Origin of the sequence: Bacillus sp. BS98 (assembly GCF_008432245.1) — a bacterium.
GTDB classification, from domain to species: Bacteria; Bacillota; Bacilli; order Bacillales; family Bacillaceae_G; genus Bacillus_A; species Bacillus_A toyonensis.
This window is the reverse complement of sequence record NZ_CP043830.1, coordinates 2,919,378-2,935,680: the sequence shown is the minus strand read 5'-3', so window position 1 is coordinate 2,935,680 and position 16,303 is coordinate 2,919,378. Positions and strand designations below refer to the sequence as shown.

The window sequence follows — 16,303 nt, the reverse complement described above, 5'->3', positions numbered from 1 at the left end:
ATAGCGGGATAAAGGAGATTATAGTATGGCACTCTCATTTGTTGAAACAGAAGAACAATCTTTCATTATTGAACAAATAAATAAATTGATTCCGAAGTTCATGGAAAGGGAGCATCAATTAAGTGAATTAGGATCATTTCCGTATGAAAATATTAATAATTTAAAAGATATCGGATATACGAAAATAACGTTACCGAAGGAATTTGGTGGTAGTGCGATTTCTTTATATGACTTCGTTTTATTTCAAGGGAAAATTGCAGAAGGCTGTGGAGCTACTGCATTATCGATTGGATGGCATATCGGTATTGTAAAAGAGCTAGCTGAAAATCGCTCTTGGAATGATGGAATGTTCAAATGGTTTTGCGAAGAAGTGCGTAATGGTGCACTCTTTAATCGGGCAGCAACAGAACCGAAAACAGGAAGTCCGACGCGTGGTGGTAAACCAGAAACAATCGCGGTGCAACAAGGCGAGAAGTGGATTATAAATGGAAGGAAAACTTTTACAACGATGGCACCAGTACTTGATTATTTTATTATTTCAGCAAGTATGGAAGGCCGAGAAGAAGTTGGTGAGTTTGTCATTCCAAGAAATACGCTCGGTGTATCAATTGAAGAAACATGGGATAGCGTTGCGATGCGAGGAACTGCTAGCCACGACCTTGTCTTACAAAATGTGGAGATAGAAAACCGCTTCTTTACGAATGTATTGGGCGGGAAAGTGAAACAAAAGGGTATTGGCTGGTTGCTACATATACCAGCATGTTATTTAGGAATCGCACAATCAGCAAGAAATTATGCAGTTCAGTTTGCGGAATCATACAAGCCAAATAGTTTAAACCATTCTATTAGTTTATTACCGAGTGTTAGAAGATTAGTTGGAGAAATAGAGCTTGAGCTTATGCAAGCTCGCGTCTTTTTATATCAAATTGCGAAAAAGTACGATGAGGCAGAAGATAAACTATCACTACAAGCAGAACTAGCGGCAGTGAAATACGCAGTAACAAATGCGGCGATATCTATAGTAGATAAAGCAATGCGTATCGTAGGGGCAAAAAGTTTATCAGAAAAAAATCCACTTCATCGTTATTACTTAAATGTCAGAGCGGGTTTACACAATCCGCCGATGGATGATGCAACATTGTCTATACTGGCGGATGTAGCATTTCGGTCGTGATGTTTTAGGAATAGAGCTTATGAATTTAAATGTTATTGTTTATGGACAATATAGTTGTTTTGAAAGCACGTGTTTGATTAGTAATCGAACACGTGCTTTTTATTTGTTTGCCATCCTAGTTTGAAATGTAGTGTTTTCATATAAATGATTATCATGATTTGATGAATGTTCCTAGATGAAAAATATTTATTGTAATGCCAGTTTGGATGTAAACGGTGATAAGGTGTTTTTTGTTGGGAAGGAATTTGTAACTTTTAATAGAATAATTTATGAAGATGATTAGATAATAAATGTTTACACATAAGGAGATAAAACTATGGAAAAGAACAAATTACTAAGAATGGACAATGTCAGTATCGTTGTAGAATCTCTTGATGACGCAATCTCTTTCTTCGAGGAGATTGGCTTGAAACTAGAAGGGCGAGCTACTGTCGAAGGTGAATGGGCTGGTCGCGTAACCGGACTGGGCTCCCAGTGCGTAGAGATTGCTATGATGGTTACGCCAGATGGCCACAGCCGAATTGAACTTTCGCGATTTCTCACCCCACCTACTATATCAGATCACCGGACTGCTCCTGTAAACGCCCTCGGTTATTTACGCGTCATGTTCACTGTTGAAGACATTGACGAAATGGTATACAGACTCACGACTAAGTGTGGTGCTCAGCTCGTTGGCGAAGTGGTTCAGTACGAGGACTCGTATCGACTCTGTTACATTCGTGGAACCGAAGGGCTTCTAATCGGTTTGGCGGAACAACTCGGTAACAAATAAGAAAGTGACGTTTTATAAAAAAACTTTACTGAAATATATTACTGAAGTGAAAATTGAAACAGAATAGTAGTGTGAAAGTAACTTTAAGAAGTAGGGTACGTCATATAACATAACATGCAAGCGAAAGGACTCTCCGAACCACTTGGTCGCCGGGGAAGAAGCAGGGAAGAGATTCAGGCAACATCTCTGTGAAAACGTTATATGCTAATTCTTCTCAATTTGAAGAAATTTATTATTCAATAAAAGGGCTCTTCTCCAGAGCGACAAAAAAGCCAATTTCCTTAATTTTAATATTGAGAAATTTGGCTTTTAATTTTGGAATTTCTTTAACGTTGTAAATTCGTATTTTCCTGAGCTACCCTATGCTCATCAAACTAAGAAGAGCAACTACTCCAAAGCGAGAAAATTGACATCTCCAGATGAGGATGTACAATTTTTTGTTTTGAGGATGCTCCAAAATATTAGCTTGATAGCAATGGGCAGCATCCCTTGAATAGCTTCGAAGAACTCAATTCTAAAAAATACATCTGAACGAGAGATAATGGAATGTTCTTTTGTAAGATGTATATCTTTTTCTCTTTTTAGTAGTATTGTTCATGAAAAATAGCACATTACAAATAAGTGTTATCAATTGAAAAAATCTTTCTTTTCATTCTTCTTTTTATAGTTTTATAGGAGAAAGCTAGGTTTCTTATTTTTACTAATGTATAATAAGAAAAAAGCACGAAAAGAGGTTATCTCATGCTAGAGGTTATTGCAACATGTTTAGAAGATGTGAAACGAATTGAAAGCGCGGGTGGGAAGCGGATTGAATTAATTTCATCTTATACAGAAGGTGGATTAACGCCGAGTTATGCATTTATTAAAAAAGCGGTAGAAGCAGTAAATATACCGATTCACGTTATGATTCGTCCGCATGCGAAGTCTTTTACATATACGGAAGAAGAAATTGAAATGATGAAAGAAGACATTAGCGTTGCGCAGAAGTTAGGTGCAGCAGGCGTTGTATTAGGCGTATTAAACGAACAAAAAGAAGTTGATAAAGAGAAGCTAGCAGATTTGTTATCTGTTGTAGATGGAATAAATGTAACGTATCACCGTGCGATAGATGATATAGAAAACCTAGTAGAAGCGATGAGAACTTTAAAGGAATTCCATAAAGTGACTCACGTGTTAACTTCAGGTGGACAAGGAAATATAGTAGATAATATTCCAGTGCTTAAAGATATGCAAAAGGTAAGCGATGGTCAAATTCAACTTGTAGCTGGAAGTGGTGTAACGAAAGAAAATATAAAGCAGTTATTAGATGAAACTGGAATTTCGCAAGCTCATGTCGGTACAGCGGTAAGAGAAGGTAAATCATGTTTTTCTGAAATTGATCGAAGTTTAGTGCGAGAATTAGTTGAAATAATAAAATAAGTGCATAAGAAAGAGGAGAAACGATGAAGGAAAATACGAAGAAAGAATTATTCTCTTGGGTTAAAACAATAGGGTTTACCCTTGTACTAATTGTAATTATTCGCGGTGTTTTATTTACACCTTCTTTAGTGCAAGGTGAATCGATGATGCCAACGTTAGAAAATAATGAGCGCGTTCTCGTGAATAAGATTGGTTATAGTATAAGTGGATTAGATCGCTTCGATGTTATCGTCTTCCACGGAAAAGAAGGGTACGACTTAGTAAAACGAGTAATTGGTTTACCAGGTGATACAGTTGAGTATAAAAACGATGTTTTATACGTAAACGGAAAAGCGATGGAAGAACCGTATTTAAAAGAGTTTAAAGAAAAAGCAGCTGGCCGTGTATTAACTCCAGACTTTACATTAGAACAAATCACAGGGAAAACGAAAGTGCCAGAAGGCCAAGTATTTGTTTTAGGAGATAATCGTGAAGTTTCTAAGGACGGTCGCATGTTTGGCTTTATTTCAGAAGATGAAATTGTTGGAAAAGGACAAGCTGTTTTCTGGCCATTGAAACAAGTAAGAGCGTTATAAAGCAAGTATGGGAGAAATGTTCTTCTTGTGGATTTAAATCACATTTTTTGTAAAACTGAATGTTCATTTAAGAAAGACAGAGGTCATTTTGATTATTATTTTTCAAAATGACCTCTGTTTATTTGAAAATAGTGTTGCAAGGAGGGAATTTAAATGATAACGAAAGAAGCAGAAGTTATCTTAAACAGGAAAGGAGCCAGGAAAGTAAACGAAATTCCTAAAGAGGTCTTACAATTACTACAGCAAGGGAAATTAGAAAGTATTAATCTAACAGAATGGCTAGCTATAAATCATATTGAACTACTCAAAAATGTCTTACCTTCAATAGGACTCAAGAATAGTTTGGAAAGCATAGTAGCTGAATTAGAAAAACAGAACGTGGAAACAGGAATGAAAGTCATACGAATAACAGGAACTTTATTGGATGAAATTATACTCAAAGAGAATGAAGGAAACAAGGAAGATTTATTGTTAAAATTATCTAATCATATTTCAGATAGTGTACGATGTTGGGCAGCGTTTATGAATAAAAAATCAAATAACACATTAAAAGATACATTAACGTACATTCGACCTTTTGCAGCGGATCATCATTTTGGTGTTCGAGAAATTGCTTGGATGTCTATTAGAGAAGATCTTTCACAGAATATAGAAAAAAGTGTGGAGTTGTTAGTAGAATGGGCAAAAAGTGAAGATGAGAATATTCGTAGGTTCTCTGTAGAATCTATTCGTCCTCGAGGTGTATGGAGTAAACATATTGAAATATTAAAACAAGAACCTGAAAAAGCACTTCCTATTCTTAATTTACTTAAATCAGATCCATCAAAATATGTCCAAGATTCGGTTGGAAACTGGTTAAATGATACAAGTAAAACGAAACCGGATTGGGTAATGAACCTGTGTGAAGAATGGGAAAAGGATACTGATATAAAATCAACTAGTAGAATTATTAAAAAAGCTAAAAGAACGATTTTGAAAAATAAGTAATATGTACCTAATAGACTTGTTAGTTGAACGAAGGAACAATCAATCAATCAAGTTAAAAAAGAATACTGTGAATAACAATGAGAAGAGCATGTTTTGATCAAAAATTGATTCAAACATGCTCTTTATATTTTCTTTTATAGCAGTGTTATTAATGAAAAGTGATCAAATTTTATTTCAAATCTAAACTTCCGTACTTTTTTATTGTAACTTTTATTCTAATAGTTCGTTCTTCAAGTGTTAAAGTTTTGTCAATCATTCAAGAGCCTTTTATTTTATATAAATCACTTATTATTTGTGTTTTTTTAATAGCGGACAAAATATATCGGATTATGTACGTGAAAAAAATATTGATAGAATTGAAAGAATATTTTATAATTTTAAATTATATCTTTGTTTCGAAAAATGGAATTAAAGTTCCGAAATTCGGAACAAAAAGGAGATAGGATGAGTATAAATAAAACGGCAGTGAAGACAATGGATATTTTAGAGTTATTTTATGAGCATGAAGAGTTAAGTTTAACAGAGATGGTTCAGCTTACAAATATGCCAAAAACATCTGTTTATCGTTTAATCGGTTCGCTAGAAGAAATGGAGCTTTTACAAAAAAATGAGAAGGGGAAATATTGTCTTGGAGTCGTTTTTTTAAGGTTTGGGCAACTTGTTTCACAAAGATTATCAGTAAGAAATATTGCGATTCCATATATGAAAGAGCTTAGAGATAGTTTAGGGCAGGCAGTTAATTTAATTATTCAAGATGGTAATGATGCAATTTACGTTGAAAAGATGGAAGGAGTTCAGCCGGTACGTGTTTATACAGCGGTTGGAAGAAGAGCACCTCTTTATGCGGGGGCATGTCCGAGAATTTTACTATCTTATTTTTCTGAGGAAGAGAAAAGGAAGTACATAGAGGAAACCGATTTAAAACAGTTTGCGGATGGAACAATTGTGAATAAGGAACATTTGCTAGAAGTATTACAACTAGCGAAAAAGGAAGGTTACACAATTAGTTATTCTGAATTAGAAAATCATACAGCAGCTATAGCAGCTCCGATTTTTGCGAATGATGGAACGGTTGTAGCAGGTATTAGTGTTTCAGGTTTAGCAATTGAGTATGGCGAAAGTAACATTTCATATTTTACTGCGAAGGTGAAAGAAACAGCATACCGCATTTCGAAAGAACTCGGCTTTTTGGCATAGAAAGAGGGAATGGGATGAAATTTTCTGCGTTAGGGGATCAAGCAATTATTGTTACGTTTGGTGAAGAAATTAGGATGGATATATACGGAAAAGTGCAGCGATTATTTCAAGCGTTGAAACAACATCCATTTACAGGAATGGTTGAATGTGTGCCATCGTTTACTTCATTAGCAATTTACTATAATTTGTACGAAGTATGGATGCAAAATGAGAGAGGTGAAAGGTCATATGATTACGTTTGCCAATATATACAGGAGCTGTGTGATTCATATAAAGAAGAAGTGAACCAGAAAGTGAAACATATTTCTATACCAGTTTGCTACGGAGGCGAATATGGGCCGGATTTAGAAGAGGTCGCACATTATCAAGGTTTGCAAGTAGAGGATGTTATTCGTATACATAGCGAAACAACATATTTTGTGTATATGTTAGGTTTCACACCAGGATTCCCATATTTAGGGGGACTATCAAAACAATTAGAAACACCTAGAAAAGAAACACCACGGTTACAAATTGCTCCTGGTTCGGTAGGGATTGGTGGAAAGCAAACAGGTATTTATCCGCTTGAAACACCGGGTGGATGGAATATTATCGGCCGAACACCGATTTCATTATTTAATCCAAGAGAAGAATCACCTACCTATATTCAAAGTGGTATGTATTTACGTTTTATCCCGGTAACAAAGGAAGAATACTTATCGCTAGAGGGGGCTAAAGAATGGATGTAGAGGTTTTACATGCGGGGATGCTTACAACAGTCCAAGATTTAGGACGATTTCATTATCAACAGTATGGTGTACCAGTTGGCGGTGCGATGGATAAAAATGCACTTAGGCTAATCAATATGTTAGTCGGTAATGAAGAAAATGAAGCAGGTTTAGAAATGACGATAATGGGACCTAAATTGTTACTAAAGAAAACGACTTTGCTCGCGATTGGCGGAGCGGATTTGGAACCGTTATTGAATGGAGAACGAATTCCGTTATGGCGTCCTATTTTAGCAGAAGAAGGCAGCATGCTTTGTTTTGGAAAAGCGAAACGTGGGTGCAGAGCATATGTAACATTTGCTGGTGGTATTCATATTGATCATACAATGGGAAGTAAAAGTACATATATGCGAGCTGCTATTGGCGGGATTGAAGGAAGGATGCTCAAAAAGGGTGACTATTTTCAAATTGGTACGCACGCAGAAATGGCGAGTCGTTTCATTCAGAACTTACAAAAGGAAGAGAGAATAAAAACAAAATGGGCAATTCGAAATAACGTCTTACCAAAATATAAGAAGCATCCTACGCTTCGCGTCATAACAGATTTTGAATATAATCAGTTTACAGAAAAAAGTAAAGAGTCATTTTTTATGAAAGAGTATAAAGTGTCCAATTATGCTGATCGCATGGGATATAGGTTTGATGGGGAAGTTTTAAATAGAGAAATAGAACAAGAAATTCTATCAAGTCCTGTTACATTTGGAACCATTCAAGTTCCAAATGGTGGGCAGCCTATTATATTAATGGCAGATAGGCAAACGACAGGTGGCTATCCGAGAATCGGAAATGTCATTTCAGTCGATTTACCTCTGCTTGCCCAGCTGAAACCAGGGGACTATGTAACTTTTGAAAAAGTTTCTATAGAAGAAGCGGAGCGATTGTACATAGAGCAGGAAGAAAATGTGAAACTATTAAAGAAGTTCATCGCTTTACGAAGCTGAGAGTAGGAGGGAAATATCGTGACGACAATCGATTTGAATTGTGATTTAGGAGAAAGTTTTGGAGCTTATAAAATGGGGAATGATGATGAGATTCTTCCGTTCGTTTCCTCTATAAATGTTGCTTGTGGTTTTCATGCGGGTGATCCGTTCGTTATGCGTCAAACAGTTGAAAAAGCTTTGAAACATAACGTAGCAATAGGGGCGCATCCTGGATTTCCTGATTTAATTGGATTTGGAAGAAGAAACATGAATGTTTCAGCAAGTGAAGTATATGATTACGTTTTATATCAAATTGGTGCATTAGACGGGTTTGTGAAAGCGGCAGGGGCGAAGATGCATCATGTGAAACCGCACGGTGCCCTATATAATATGGCGGCAACTGACCCAGTAATTGCAGATGCAATCGTAAAGGCAATTTCTCATATGAACCCGGATCTATTACTTTACGGATTAGCAAATAGCGAGGCGTTTATACAAGCTGCAGAAAAATATAAAGTAACATTCATGCAAGAAGTTTTTGCTGATCGTACGTATAAGCAAGATGGGACATTAACAAGTCGTACAGAAAAAAATGCACTTATAACAGATGAAGGCGAAGCGATAAAACAAGTGCTTCAAATGGTAAAAGAAGGATATGTAGAAACGGTGAATGGAGAGAAAGTAACAGTTCAGGCGCAAACAATTTGTTTGCATGGCGATGGAGAGAAAGCGGTACAATTTGCGGAGAGAATATACAGAACATTCGAACTTAATGGTGTTTCTATATGTGCACCGAAATAAAAAATGAGAGGAAGTGCTGGAAATGATTAAATTAATTGGGATACTACTTGTTGCAGTTGGCTTTCTATTTAGGTTAAATACACTATTAGTAGTAATGGTTGCAGGAATTGTTACTGGTATGGTTTCAGGATTAAGTTTTTATGACGTCATCAGCATGTTCGGTAAATTTTTTATAGAAAATAGATATATGTCTATGCCTATTATACTAACTTTACCTGTAATCGGAATTTTAGAGCGTTATGGTTTAAAAGAAAGAGCAGAAGCACTTATAACGAAATCAAAAGGGGCAACAACTGGAAGAGTATTAATGTCATATTTTACAATAAGAGAATCATCAGCGGCACTAGGGCTGAATATTGGTGGTCATGCGCAAACAGTAAGACCGCTCGTTGCACCAATGGCAGAAGGAGCGGCACAAGGTAAATACGGTAAACTTCCGGAAAAATTAAGAGAAAAGATTAAAGCAAACGCAGCTGCTGCAGAAAATACAGCTTGGTTTTTCGGAGAAGATATTTTTATCGCAACTGGTGCGATTTTATTAATGAAAGGATTCTTCGATTCAGTAGGTATGCATGTCGGAGTATGGGATATGGCGCTTTGGGGTATTCCAACAGCAATATCCGCACTAATCGTAAGTTGGATTAGATTCAGAAGGTTTGATAAATATATAGCGAAAACAATGAAGGCAGAAGGAAAACAAGAGAAGGAGGCTATATAAGATGAACATCATAACTATGGATACAATTTATTATGTATTAGGTATAATCGTTGCCTTTATCGCTGTGCGTATCGCATTCGATCGTGAACATCCAAACCGATTCGGTTCTAGCTTATTTTGGGCATTATTCGCAGTTACATTTTTATTCGGAAATGTAATACCTTCGTTTTACGTTGGGTGTATCGTGCTCGCTATGGTCGTGTTAGCTTCATTGAATAAAGTAACAAAATCCGAGGAGAAAGAAGTACCTGTACAAGAACGTGTGAAACATGCTGAGAAATTAAAAAATAAAATTTTCATGCCTGCACTTTTAATTCCTATTTTTACAATTATCGGTACGTTAACGTTAGGGAAAATCAAATGGGGAAATGTATCCCTTGTAGATCCAGATAAAGTAACGTTAGTTGCATTAGCGTTAGGAGCATTACTCGCATTCGTTGCGGCGATGCGTATTACAAAATCGAAAATAACGACGCCTGTTCAAGAAGGAAGTAGATTATTACAAGCTGTTGGTTGGGCAGTTATTTTACCACAAATGTTAGCAGCACTTGGCGGCATTTTTGCGAAGTCTGGTGTTGGACAAGTCGTTTCTGATTTAGTTGGAAAAGTGTTACCGACAGAATATCCATTCGTTGCTGTTATGGCGTACTGTTTAGGAATGATGCTTTTCACAGTTGTAATGGGGAATGCATTCGCAGCGTTTGCAGTAATCACTGGCGGAATCGGATTACCTTTAATTGTTCAAATGCACGGCGGGAATCCAGCGATTATGGCCGCACTCGGCATGTTTGCTGGATATTGCGGAACACTGCTTACGCCAATGGCAGCAAACTTTAATATCGTTCCAGCAATGCTTTTAGAGTTAAAAGATAAAAATGCTGTTATTAAAGCGCAAGTACCCATCGCGCTTTCAATCTTTATCATAAATATGTTTATTATGTACGGCTTAGTATATCGTTTCTAATTAGGAGGGAAAACGATGAAAACAGTATTATTAACAGGGTTCGATCCGTTCGGCGGAGAAAGTATCAATCCAGCTTGGGAAGTCGCAAAAAGCTTACATGAAAAAACAATCGGAGAGTACAAGATTATAAGTAAACAAGTTCCAACTGTATTTCATAAATCAATAAAAGTTTTAAAAGAATATATAGAAGAACTGTCGCCGGAAATGATTATATGTATCGGACAAGCTGGGGGTAGACCAGATATTACGATAGAGCGTGTCGCAATTAATATTGATGATGCAAGAATTGCTGACAATGAAGGGAATCAGCCGGTGGATGTACCGGTTGTTGAGGAAGGACCTGCTGCCTATTGGTCCACGCTCCCAATGAAAGCAATCGTAAAAAAACTTCGCGAAGAAGGCATACCGTCATCTGTTTCACAAACGGCAGGTACATTCGTTTGTAATCACTTATTCTATGGACTTATGTATGAACTAGAAAAACATGATATGAAAATAAAAGGCGGATTCATTCACATTCCGTTCTTACCAGAACAAGCGAGTAGCTACCCAGGGCAACCGAGTATGTCACTTTCTACTATTAGTAAAGGGGTAGAGTTGGCAATCGAAGTAACGACGGAAGTAGAGGTAGATATTGTAGAAATTGGGGGCGCGACGCATTAAGTAAAGTGAAATGTACAACACCTCCTGTAAACAACTGGTATAATAAGTATAGGAATATACATAGAGGTGATTTTTGTGCAATTTGAAGAAGTTCGTTCAATTTTAGAAAAAGCGAAGAAAATTACTGTATTAACAGGCGCAGGAGCCAGTACAGAAAGTGGCATCCCAGATTTCCGTTCAGCAAATGGGTTGTATGCTGATGTGAATGTGGAGATGTACTTATCGAGAGGGTACTATAACAGAAGTCCGAAAGAGTTTTGGAAGCATTATAAAGAAATATTTCAAATTAATACGTTTCATCAATATAAAGCTAATCGTGGACATCGCTTTTTAGCTGAGCTAGAAGAACAAGGAAAAGATATAACAATTTTAACGCAAAATATCGACGGTTTACATCAATTAGGTGGTAGTAAACATGTCATTGATTTACACGGAACACTTCAAACAGCACATTGTCCGAAGTGTAAAACGGGTTATGATTTACAATATATGATTGATCATGAAGTACCGCGCTGCGAGAAGTGTAATTTCATTTTAAATCCAGATGTTGTTTTATACGGAGATACACTGCCGCAATATCAAAATGCGATTACACGTTTATATGAAACAGATGTGTTTCTCGTTATGGGAACGTCATTAAAAGTACAGCCTGTCGCATCTTTCCCGGAAATTGCAAAGAGGGAAATTGGAGCAACAACCATTTTAGTAAATGAAGAGTTAACAGGGCAGGAATATAACTTTGATTTTGTTTTTCGACAAAAGATTGGTGAATTTGTTGAAGGGTTATCTTCAAATAAATAAGTTATCGTAAAAAAACTGAGGTGCAATGTATCTACCTCAGTTTTTTGTATTCATGATATTGTATTGTAAGGGGAATGGTAATAAATAGGATGTAAAATCCGAAAACTGAAAATTAAATCTTTTCTTTCTTTTGTAACTAATATAAAATTCTATATATATCATATAAATAAATTTGATACATAATGAGTTATCCCGTTATTTGCGAGCAGTAAGACTCCCATCTGAAAAATTCGGCACAGGCGAAGAAGTTAGGTGGAAGGGAAGATTACCTGCTTGTAAAAGCCCGATTGCTGTGGGCTAATAAACAGAGAACCACTCTGTTTAAAGTTTCAATTTATGCGTAGAAGTTAATAGAATGAAGCGAGGGAGCGAAATGAGACAGAACAAGGAAAAAAAGAAACAGCCGAAAAAGAAAAAGACTCATATTCCATTTCGGTTAAATGTACTATTTTTTATCGTCTTTCTTTTATTTTCAGCTATTATTATTCAACTAGGTAAAGTGCAAATCATTGATGGAGAAACGTATCGAAATGAAGTGAATAAAAAGGAAGATGTGACGGTGAGCACGCCTGTTCCTAGAGGGAAAATGTTTGATCGAGAAGGCAAAGTGATTGTAAATAACAAACCACTACGAACCGTTACATATACGAAAATGAAAGGAGTAGACTCGAAAGAAGTTTTAAAAGTAGCGAGAGAGTTAGCAGGGCTAATTGAAATGTCGCAAGAGGATATGGATAAGTTAACAGAGACAGATAAAAAAGATTTTTGGATGCAGTTAAATGAAAAAAGGGCTGCAGAAAAAGTAACGAAAGCAGATGAGAGTAAATTTAGGAAGCAGGAAATAGAAGGGAAAGAATTAGATAAAAAAGTAGAAGAGTTGCGTCGGGAGAGAATTACACAAGAAGAATTAAAGGAGCTTTCAAAAGATGATTTAGAAGTATTAGCAATTAAAAGTAAAATGAATACGGGATATAAAATGACGCCGCAAATCGTTAAAAAAGATGTAAGTCAAAATGAATATGCAATCGTTAGTGAAAGATTAGCAAGCTTGCCGGGGGTAGATACGACAGTAGATTGGGAACGTGAATATCCAAATGATAAAATCCTTCGTTCTATACTTGGTAGCGTTTCTAATGAAAATGAGGGATTGCCAAGAGAACAATTAGAGTATTATTTAGTTCGTGATTACAACCGAAATGATCGTATTGGTAAGAGTTACATCGAAAAGCAATACGAAGATGCATTACATGGAATGAAAGAACAATCTAGAAATATTACAGATAAAGCAGGGAATATTATTCGGACTGAAAAAGTGACTGAAGGAAAAAGTGGAAATAACTTAATGTTAACGGTTGATATGGATTTGCAAAAAAAGGTAGAGGAAAGTCTTGAAAAAAATTTACGAGCGTTTCATTCTTCAGAACCGATGATGGATCGTGCTTTCGTTGTAATGATGAATCCGAAAAACGGTCAAATTTTATCAATGGCAGGAAAGAAAATTGTAAATAAAGATGGCGTGATGCAAATAGAAGACTACGCATTAGGGACGATGACAAGTTCCTATGAGTTAGGATCAACTGTGAAAGGGGCTACTTTATTATCTGGATACCAAGCAGAAGCGATTAAACCGTTTACGCATTTCTTTGATGCGCCAATGTACTTTAAAGGAAGTACTAAGCCGAAAAAATCATGGAAAGATTTTGGTGATATTGATGATTTAAGAGCTTTACAAGTTTCGTCGAACGTTTATATGTTTAATACAGCATTAAAAATGGCGGGGATTAATTATGTGCCAAACAATCCGTTAGATATTAAACAAGAGACATTTAATAAAATGCGTTACTATTTTAGACAATTTGGTTTAGGTGTATCGACTGGTATTGACTTGCCAAATGAATCAATTGGTCAAATGGGTAGAACTGATAATATACCAGGCTTTTTACTTGATTATGCAATTGGACAATATGATACATATACACCGCTACAGCTTGCTCAATATATTTCAACAATTGCAAATGGCGGTTACCGAATGAAACCACAAATTGTGCAAGAAATTAGAGAGCAGCCAAACCGCCCAGAGGATGTCGGAAAAGTTATTCGATCAATTGAACCGGTTGTTTTAAATCGAGTGGATATGGACACGTCATACATTAATCATGTAAAAGAAGGGTTTAGAAGAGTTTTTCAAGAAGCTGACGGAACAGGTACAGGAACGTTTAAAGGCTTACCGTATAAACCAGCTGGAAAAACAGGAACAGCTGAGACGGTATATGGTGGAGAAAGTGATATTGGAAGAGATGAGAACTATAACCGAAAAAAATGTTATAATTTAACTCTTGCCGGCTATGCGCCATATGATGCTGATCCGGAAGTAGCTTTTTCAGTTGTTGTACCATGGGTGAATAATGATAAATCAGGGGTTAATTCCGCGATTGGTAAAGAAATTTTGGATGCGTATTTTGACTTGAAAGCGAAAAGATCAAATGCAAATTCAGTCCCGGTAGAACAGCCGAACAAGGCCCAGTAAAAATAATATCACTGCACAGGAATATATTGTGCAGTGATATATTTTTTGAGTTATTTTATAAGGTGGGAATGGATATGAAAGAGGAGATTAAGAGAGGTTGGGGGAAGTACATACTATTTATACTTGTTATGGTAATAGCCTATCATTCTTTTACGTTATGTAAGGTAGAAGGGAAATCCATGCAGCCGACTTTAAATGAAGAAGACTACGTATTTGTAAATAAAGCAGCAGTACATTTTTCTAACATACAGCACGGGGAAATTGTCATTATTAAAGAAGAGGACGAATCGAAATATTATGTGAAAAGGGTAATAGGGCTACCTGGTGACGTAATTAACATAACGAATGGAACTGTATATGTAAATGATAAAAAACAAGTAGAGCCGTATACAAATAAAGATTTATTCAACAATACACAAGTATTTTACAATTTCCAAAAGACAAAGATTCCACCAAATAAGCTATTTGTCATGGGAGATAACCGTGAACTTAGTAGGGATAGTCGCAATGGCTTAGGATATATTGAAGAAGATAACGTGATAGGAAAAGTAGAATTTGTGTATTATCCTTTTTCAAAAATGAAAATTATAGAATAAGTGGGGAATTCATAAAGCCCCACTTATTAAAGTTTCACTTTATTTTCTTTAAAAAACCTTTTGGATTAAAAGATATGAAAAATTTATGTTTAGATTCATCGATTATGAAATTGTTATTTTTAGCTAAAAACTCTTCCACGGCTTCCATCGGGCCAGGGCCCCAATCTGGAAGGAGAGGATTTCCGTTAATACATGTATCCTCTACAATAATGTAACTACCAGTGGTTACAATAGATTTATAAAGTAAGAGTTCTTTTGATACATGTTCTTTACTATGATCAGAATCTAAAATAACTAAAATCACATCATCAGGTTTGCGCATACTTACTATTGTTTGGACGGCCTGCACAGAAACAGAAGATGCTGTTAAATACGTAATCCGATTATGTGATGGCCGATTTGGCTGCGGAGTTATATCGATAGTAAGTACGTGACCTTTTCCGATTAAATCTAACATAGAAGCTAAATACAGTGCACTACCACCATGAAAAGTCCCGCATTCAATAATTAAATCGGGCTTTAATTCATAAATGATTTCTTGATACAAAAAGAGATCAGAGGGAAGTTTGCAGATGGGAACACCGAACCAGTAGGTATCTTTTAACCAAACGTGGCTGTCGTAATACTGTTTTAAAAATTCACTGCTTGTAGTATCGATTTTAAATGCTCCTTTCTAAAAAGGATTCTTTCGTTTGACGTAAAGTATTTACGTATGAAAGTTGTACTATATATTATGTGATAAGGAATTGTAAGGCGAGTGTTTTCACTTGAAAATAAGCAAAATAACTCATGTGGAAAATCAATTGCTTACAAAAGAAGGTGTAATTGAAAGGAAATGATAGTATGTATACATACACAATTTGCTTCATTAGAAAAGGAAATAAAATACTCTTACTAAATAGAAATAAAAAGCCGAATATGGGAATGTGGAATGGTGTTGGGGGAAAAATTGAAGATAATGAAACGCCATATGAAGGAATAATTAGAGAAACGCTTGAGGAAACGGGCATAGATCTCCAAAGTGTAACGTATAAGGGGAATGTTGGTTTTAAAGATAAAGACGAGCCTCTGGCTAGTGAAGGAATGTATGTATTCCTTGCTGATTTGCCAGAGGGAGTACAAATGGATACACCGTTAAGTACTGATGAAGGTATATTAGAGTGGAAGGAAATTGGATGGATATTAGATGAGAATAATAGAGGTGTAGTTAGTAATTTACCAAAATACTTACCGCTAATATTAACAGAAGAAAATATGTTAGAGCATATATTCACGTACGATAACCGGAATATTATTAATTACACAACTGCATTTTTGACAGAAGATGATGCGAACAAACGATATGAAAAACAACTCGTTTCTCAATAGAAGATAGGATGAAAAACTACACTTATACTTTAGTTGAAAAAATATATATGTTAG

17 protein-coding genes are annotated in these 16,303 nt (G+C 36.0%); 16 read left to right on the top strand and 1 reads right to left on the bottom strand.

Features of this window, described 5'->3' with window-relative positions; all coding sequences use genetic code 11:
- The first annotated feature begins 25 nt into the window (after positions 1-25).
- The 15 genes from F0362_RS15260 to lepB (F0362_RS15185) all read left to right on the top strand — a co-directional run bounded on the left by F0362_RS15260 (position 26) and on the right by lepB (F0362_RS15185) (position 14,881).
- Positions 26-1,174 (top strand): acyl-CoA dehydrogenase family protein, encoded by a 1,149-nt coding sequence (locus F0362_RS15260; protein WP_001218351.1) that lies wholly within the window; start codon positions 26-28, stop codon positions 1,172-1,174.
- 316 nt (positions 1,175-1,490) lie between these two features.
- Entirely contained in the window at positions 1,491-1,946 is a 456-nt protein-coding gene (locus tag F0362_RS15255) for a VOC family protein (protein ID WP_000414361.1), read from the top strand.
- A gap of 741 nt (positions 1,947-2,687) precedes the next feature.
- Complete coding sequence (locus F0362_RS15250; protein WP_000895104.1) at positions 2,688-3,365, top strand: copper homeostasis protein CutC; 678 nt, start codon at positions 2,688-2,690, stop codon at positions 3,363-3,365.
- A 23-nt stretch (positions 3,366-3,388) separates the two neighbouring features.
- Positions 3,389-3,940 carry a signal peptidase I gene (gene lepB / locus F0362_RS15245; RefSeq protein ID WP_000662506.1) on the top strand — a complete coding sequence of 184 codons (552 nt, stop codon included), beginning with the start codon at positions 3,389-3,391 and terminating at the stop codon, positions 3,938-3,940.
- Between the two features lie 153 nt (positions 3,941-4,093).
- Positions 4,094-4,927, top strand: coding sequence for a DNA alkylation repair protein (locus F0362_RS15240; protein ID WP_149889860.1), 834 nt, complete (start codon positions 4,094-4,096; stop codon positions 4,925-4,927).
- Positions 4,928-5,371: 444 nt separating this feature from the next.
- A complete protein-coding gene (locus F0362_RS15230) occupies positions 5,372-6,124 on the top strand; it encodes an IclR family transcriptional regulator (RefSeq protein WP_000026373.1) in 753 nt (250 codons plus the stop codon).
- 14 nt (positions 6,125-6,138) lie between these two features.
- Positions 6,139-6,852, top strand: a complete 714-nt coding sequence (gene pxpB, locus F0362_RS15225; protein ID WP_000672291.1) for a 5-oxoprolinase subunit PxpB — start codon at positions 6,139-6,141, stop codon at positions 6,850-6,852.
- Positions 6,843-7,832: a 5-oxoprolinase subunit C family protein gene (locus F0362_RS15220; protein WP_000382263.1), complete on the top strand. Its 990-nt coding sequence runs from the start codon at positions 6,843-6,845 to the stop codon at positions 7,830-7,832. The genes pxpB and F0362_RS15220 overlap by 10 nt, the downstream gene beginning before the upstream one ends.
- Before the next feature lie 18 nt (positions 7,833-7,850).
- Positions 7,851-8,612: a 5-oxoprolinase subunit PxpA gene (gene pxpA / locus F0362_RS15215; protein WP_000207306.1), complete on the top strand. Its 762-nt coding sequence runs from the start codon at positions 7,851-7,853 to the stop codon at positions 8,610-8,612.
- 22 nt (positions 8,613-8,634) lie between these two features.
- The gene (locus F0362_RS15210) at positions 8,635-9,330 is read left to right on the top strand and encodes a DUF969 domain-containing protein (protein WP_000593386.1); all 696 of its coding nucleotides are present in this window, start codon (positions 8,635-8,637) and stop codon (positions 9,328-9,330) included.
- 1 nt (position 9,331) lies between these two features.
- Complete coding sequence (locus F0362_RS15205) at positions 9,332-10,294, top strand: DUF979 domain-containing protein (protein WP_001021657.1); 963 nt, start codon at positions 9,332-9,334, stop codon at positions 10,292-10,294.
- Positions 10,295-10,309: 15 nt separating this feature from the next.
- On the top strand, positions 10,310-10,957 hold the full coding sequence (pcp, locus tag F0362_RS15200) for a pyroglutamyl-peptidase I (protein WP_000859721.1): 648 nt from the start codon (positions 10,310-10,312) through the stop codon (positions 10,955-10,957).
- Positions 10,958-11,032: 75 nt separating this feature from the next.
- On the top strand, positions 11,033-11,758 hold the full coding sequence (locus F0362_RS15195; protein WP_001159151.1) for an NAD-dependent protein deacylase: 726 nt from the start codon (positions 11,033-11,035) through the stop codon (positions 11,756-11,758).
- Between the two features lie 373 nt (positions 11,759-12,131).
- The gene (locus tag F0362_RS15190; RefSeq protein ID WP_002093621.1) at positions 12,132-14,285 is read left to right on the top strand and encodes a peptidoglycan D,D-transpeptidase FtsI family protein; all 2,154 of its coding nucleotides are present in this window, start codon (positions 12,132-12,134) and stop codon (positions 14,283-14,285) included.
- A gap of 74 nt (positions 14,286-14,359) precedes the next feature.
- The gene (lepB, locus tag F0362_RS15185) at positions 14,360-14,881 is read left to right on the top strand and encodes a signal peptidase I (RefSeq protein WP_000656825.1); all 522 of its coding nucleotides are present in this window, start codon (positions 14,360-14,362) and stop codon (positions 14,879-14,881) included.
- A gap of 34 nt (positions 14,882-14,915) precedes the next feature.
- Here the strand turns inward: lepB (F0362_RS15185) and F0362_RS15180 are convergent, their stop codons facing one another.
- Entirely contained in the window at positions 14,916-15,539 is a 624-nt protein-coding gene (locus F0362_RS15180) for a cephalosporin hydroxylase family protein (protein WP_073990597.1), read from the bottom strand.
- Between the two features lie 185 nt (positions 15,540-15,724).
- On the opposite strand from F0362_RS15180, the gene F0362_RS15170 reads away from it, so the two are divergent.
- Positions 15,725-16,249, top strand: a complete 525-nt coding sequence (locus F0362_RS15170) for an NUDIX hydrolase (RefSeq protein WP_023440973.1) — start codon at positions 15,725-15,727, stop codon at positions 16,247-16,249.
- Positions 16,250-16,303: the final 54 nt, after the last annotated feature.

Excerpts from the sequence above, each read along its gene's own strand:
- F0362_RS15205 (WP_001021657.1), top strand. The coding sequence starts at position 9,332 with ATGAACATCATAACTATGGATACAATTTATTATGTATTAGGTATAATC.
- lepB (WP_000662506.1), top strand. The coding sequence starts at position 3,389 with ATGAAGGAAAATACGAAGAAAGAATTATTCTCTTGGGTTAAAACAATA.
- F0362_RS15255 (WP_000414361.1), top strand. The coding sequence starts at position 1,491 with ATGGAAAAGAACAAATTACTAAGAATGGACAATGTCAGTATCGTTGTA.
- F0362_RS15250 (WP_000895104.1), top strand. The coding sequence starts at position 2,688 with ATGCTAGAGGTTATTGCAACATGTTTAGAAGATGTGAAACGAATTGAA.
- pxpB (WP_000672291.1), top strand. The coding sequence starts at position 6,139 with ATGAAATTTTCTGCGTTAGGGGATCAAGCAATTATTGTTACGTTTGGT.
- F0362_RS15260 (WP_001218351.1), top strand. The coding sequence starts at position 26 with ATGGCACTCTCATTTGTTGAAACAGAAGAACAATCTTTCATTATTGAA.
- F0362_RS15210 (WP_000593386.1), top strand. The coding sequence starts at position 8,635 with ATGATTAAATTAATTGGGATACTACTTGTTGCAGTTGGCTTTCTATTT.
- F0362_RS15190 (WP_002093621.1), top strand. The coding sequence starts at position 12,132 with ATGAGACAGAACAAGGAAAAAAAGAAACAGCCGAAAAAGAAAAAGACT.
- F0362_RS15170 (WP_023440973.1), top strand. The coding sequence starts at position 15,725 with ATGTATACATACACAATTTGCTTCATTAGAAAAGGAAATAAAATACTC.
- F0362_RS15240 (WP_149889860.1), top strand. The coding sequence starts at position 4,094 with ATGATAACGAAAGAAGCAGAAGTTATCTTAAACAGGAAAGGAGCCAGG.
- pcp (WP_000859721.1), top strand. The coding sequence starts at position 10,310 with ATGAAAACAGTATTATTAACAGGGTTCGATCCGTTCGGCGGAGAAAGT.
- F0362_RS15220 (WP_000382263.1), top strand. The coding sequence starts at position 6,843 with ATGGATGTAGAGGTTTTACATGCGGGGATGCTTACAACAGTCCAAGAT.
- lepB (WP_000656825.1), top strand. The coding sequence starts at position 14,360 with ATGAAAGAGGAGATTAAGAGAGGTTGGGGGAAGTACATACTATTTATA.
- F0362_RS15230 (WP_000026373.1), top strand. The coding sequence starts at position 5,372 with ATGAGTATAAATAAAACGGCAGTGAAGACAATGGATATTTTAGAGTTA.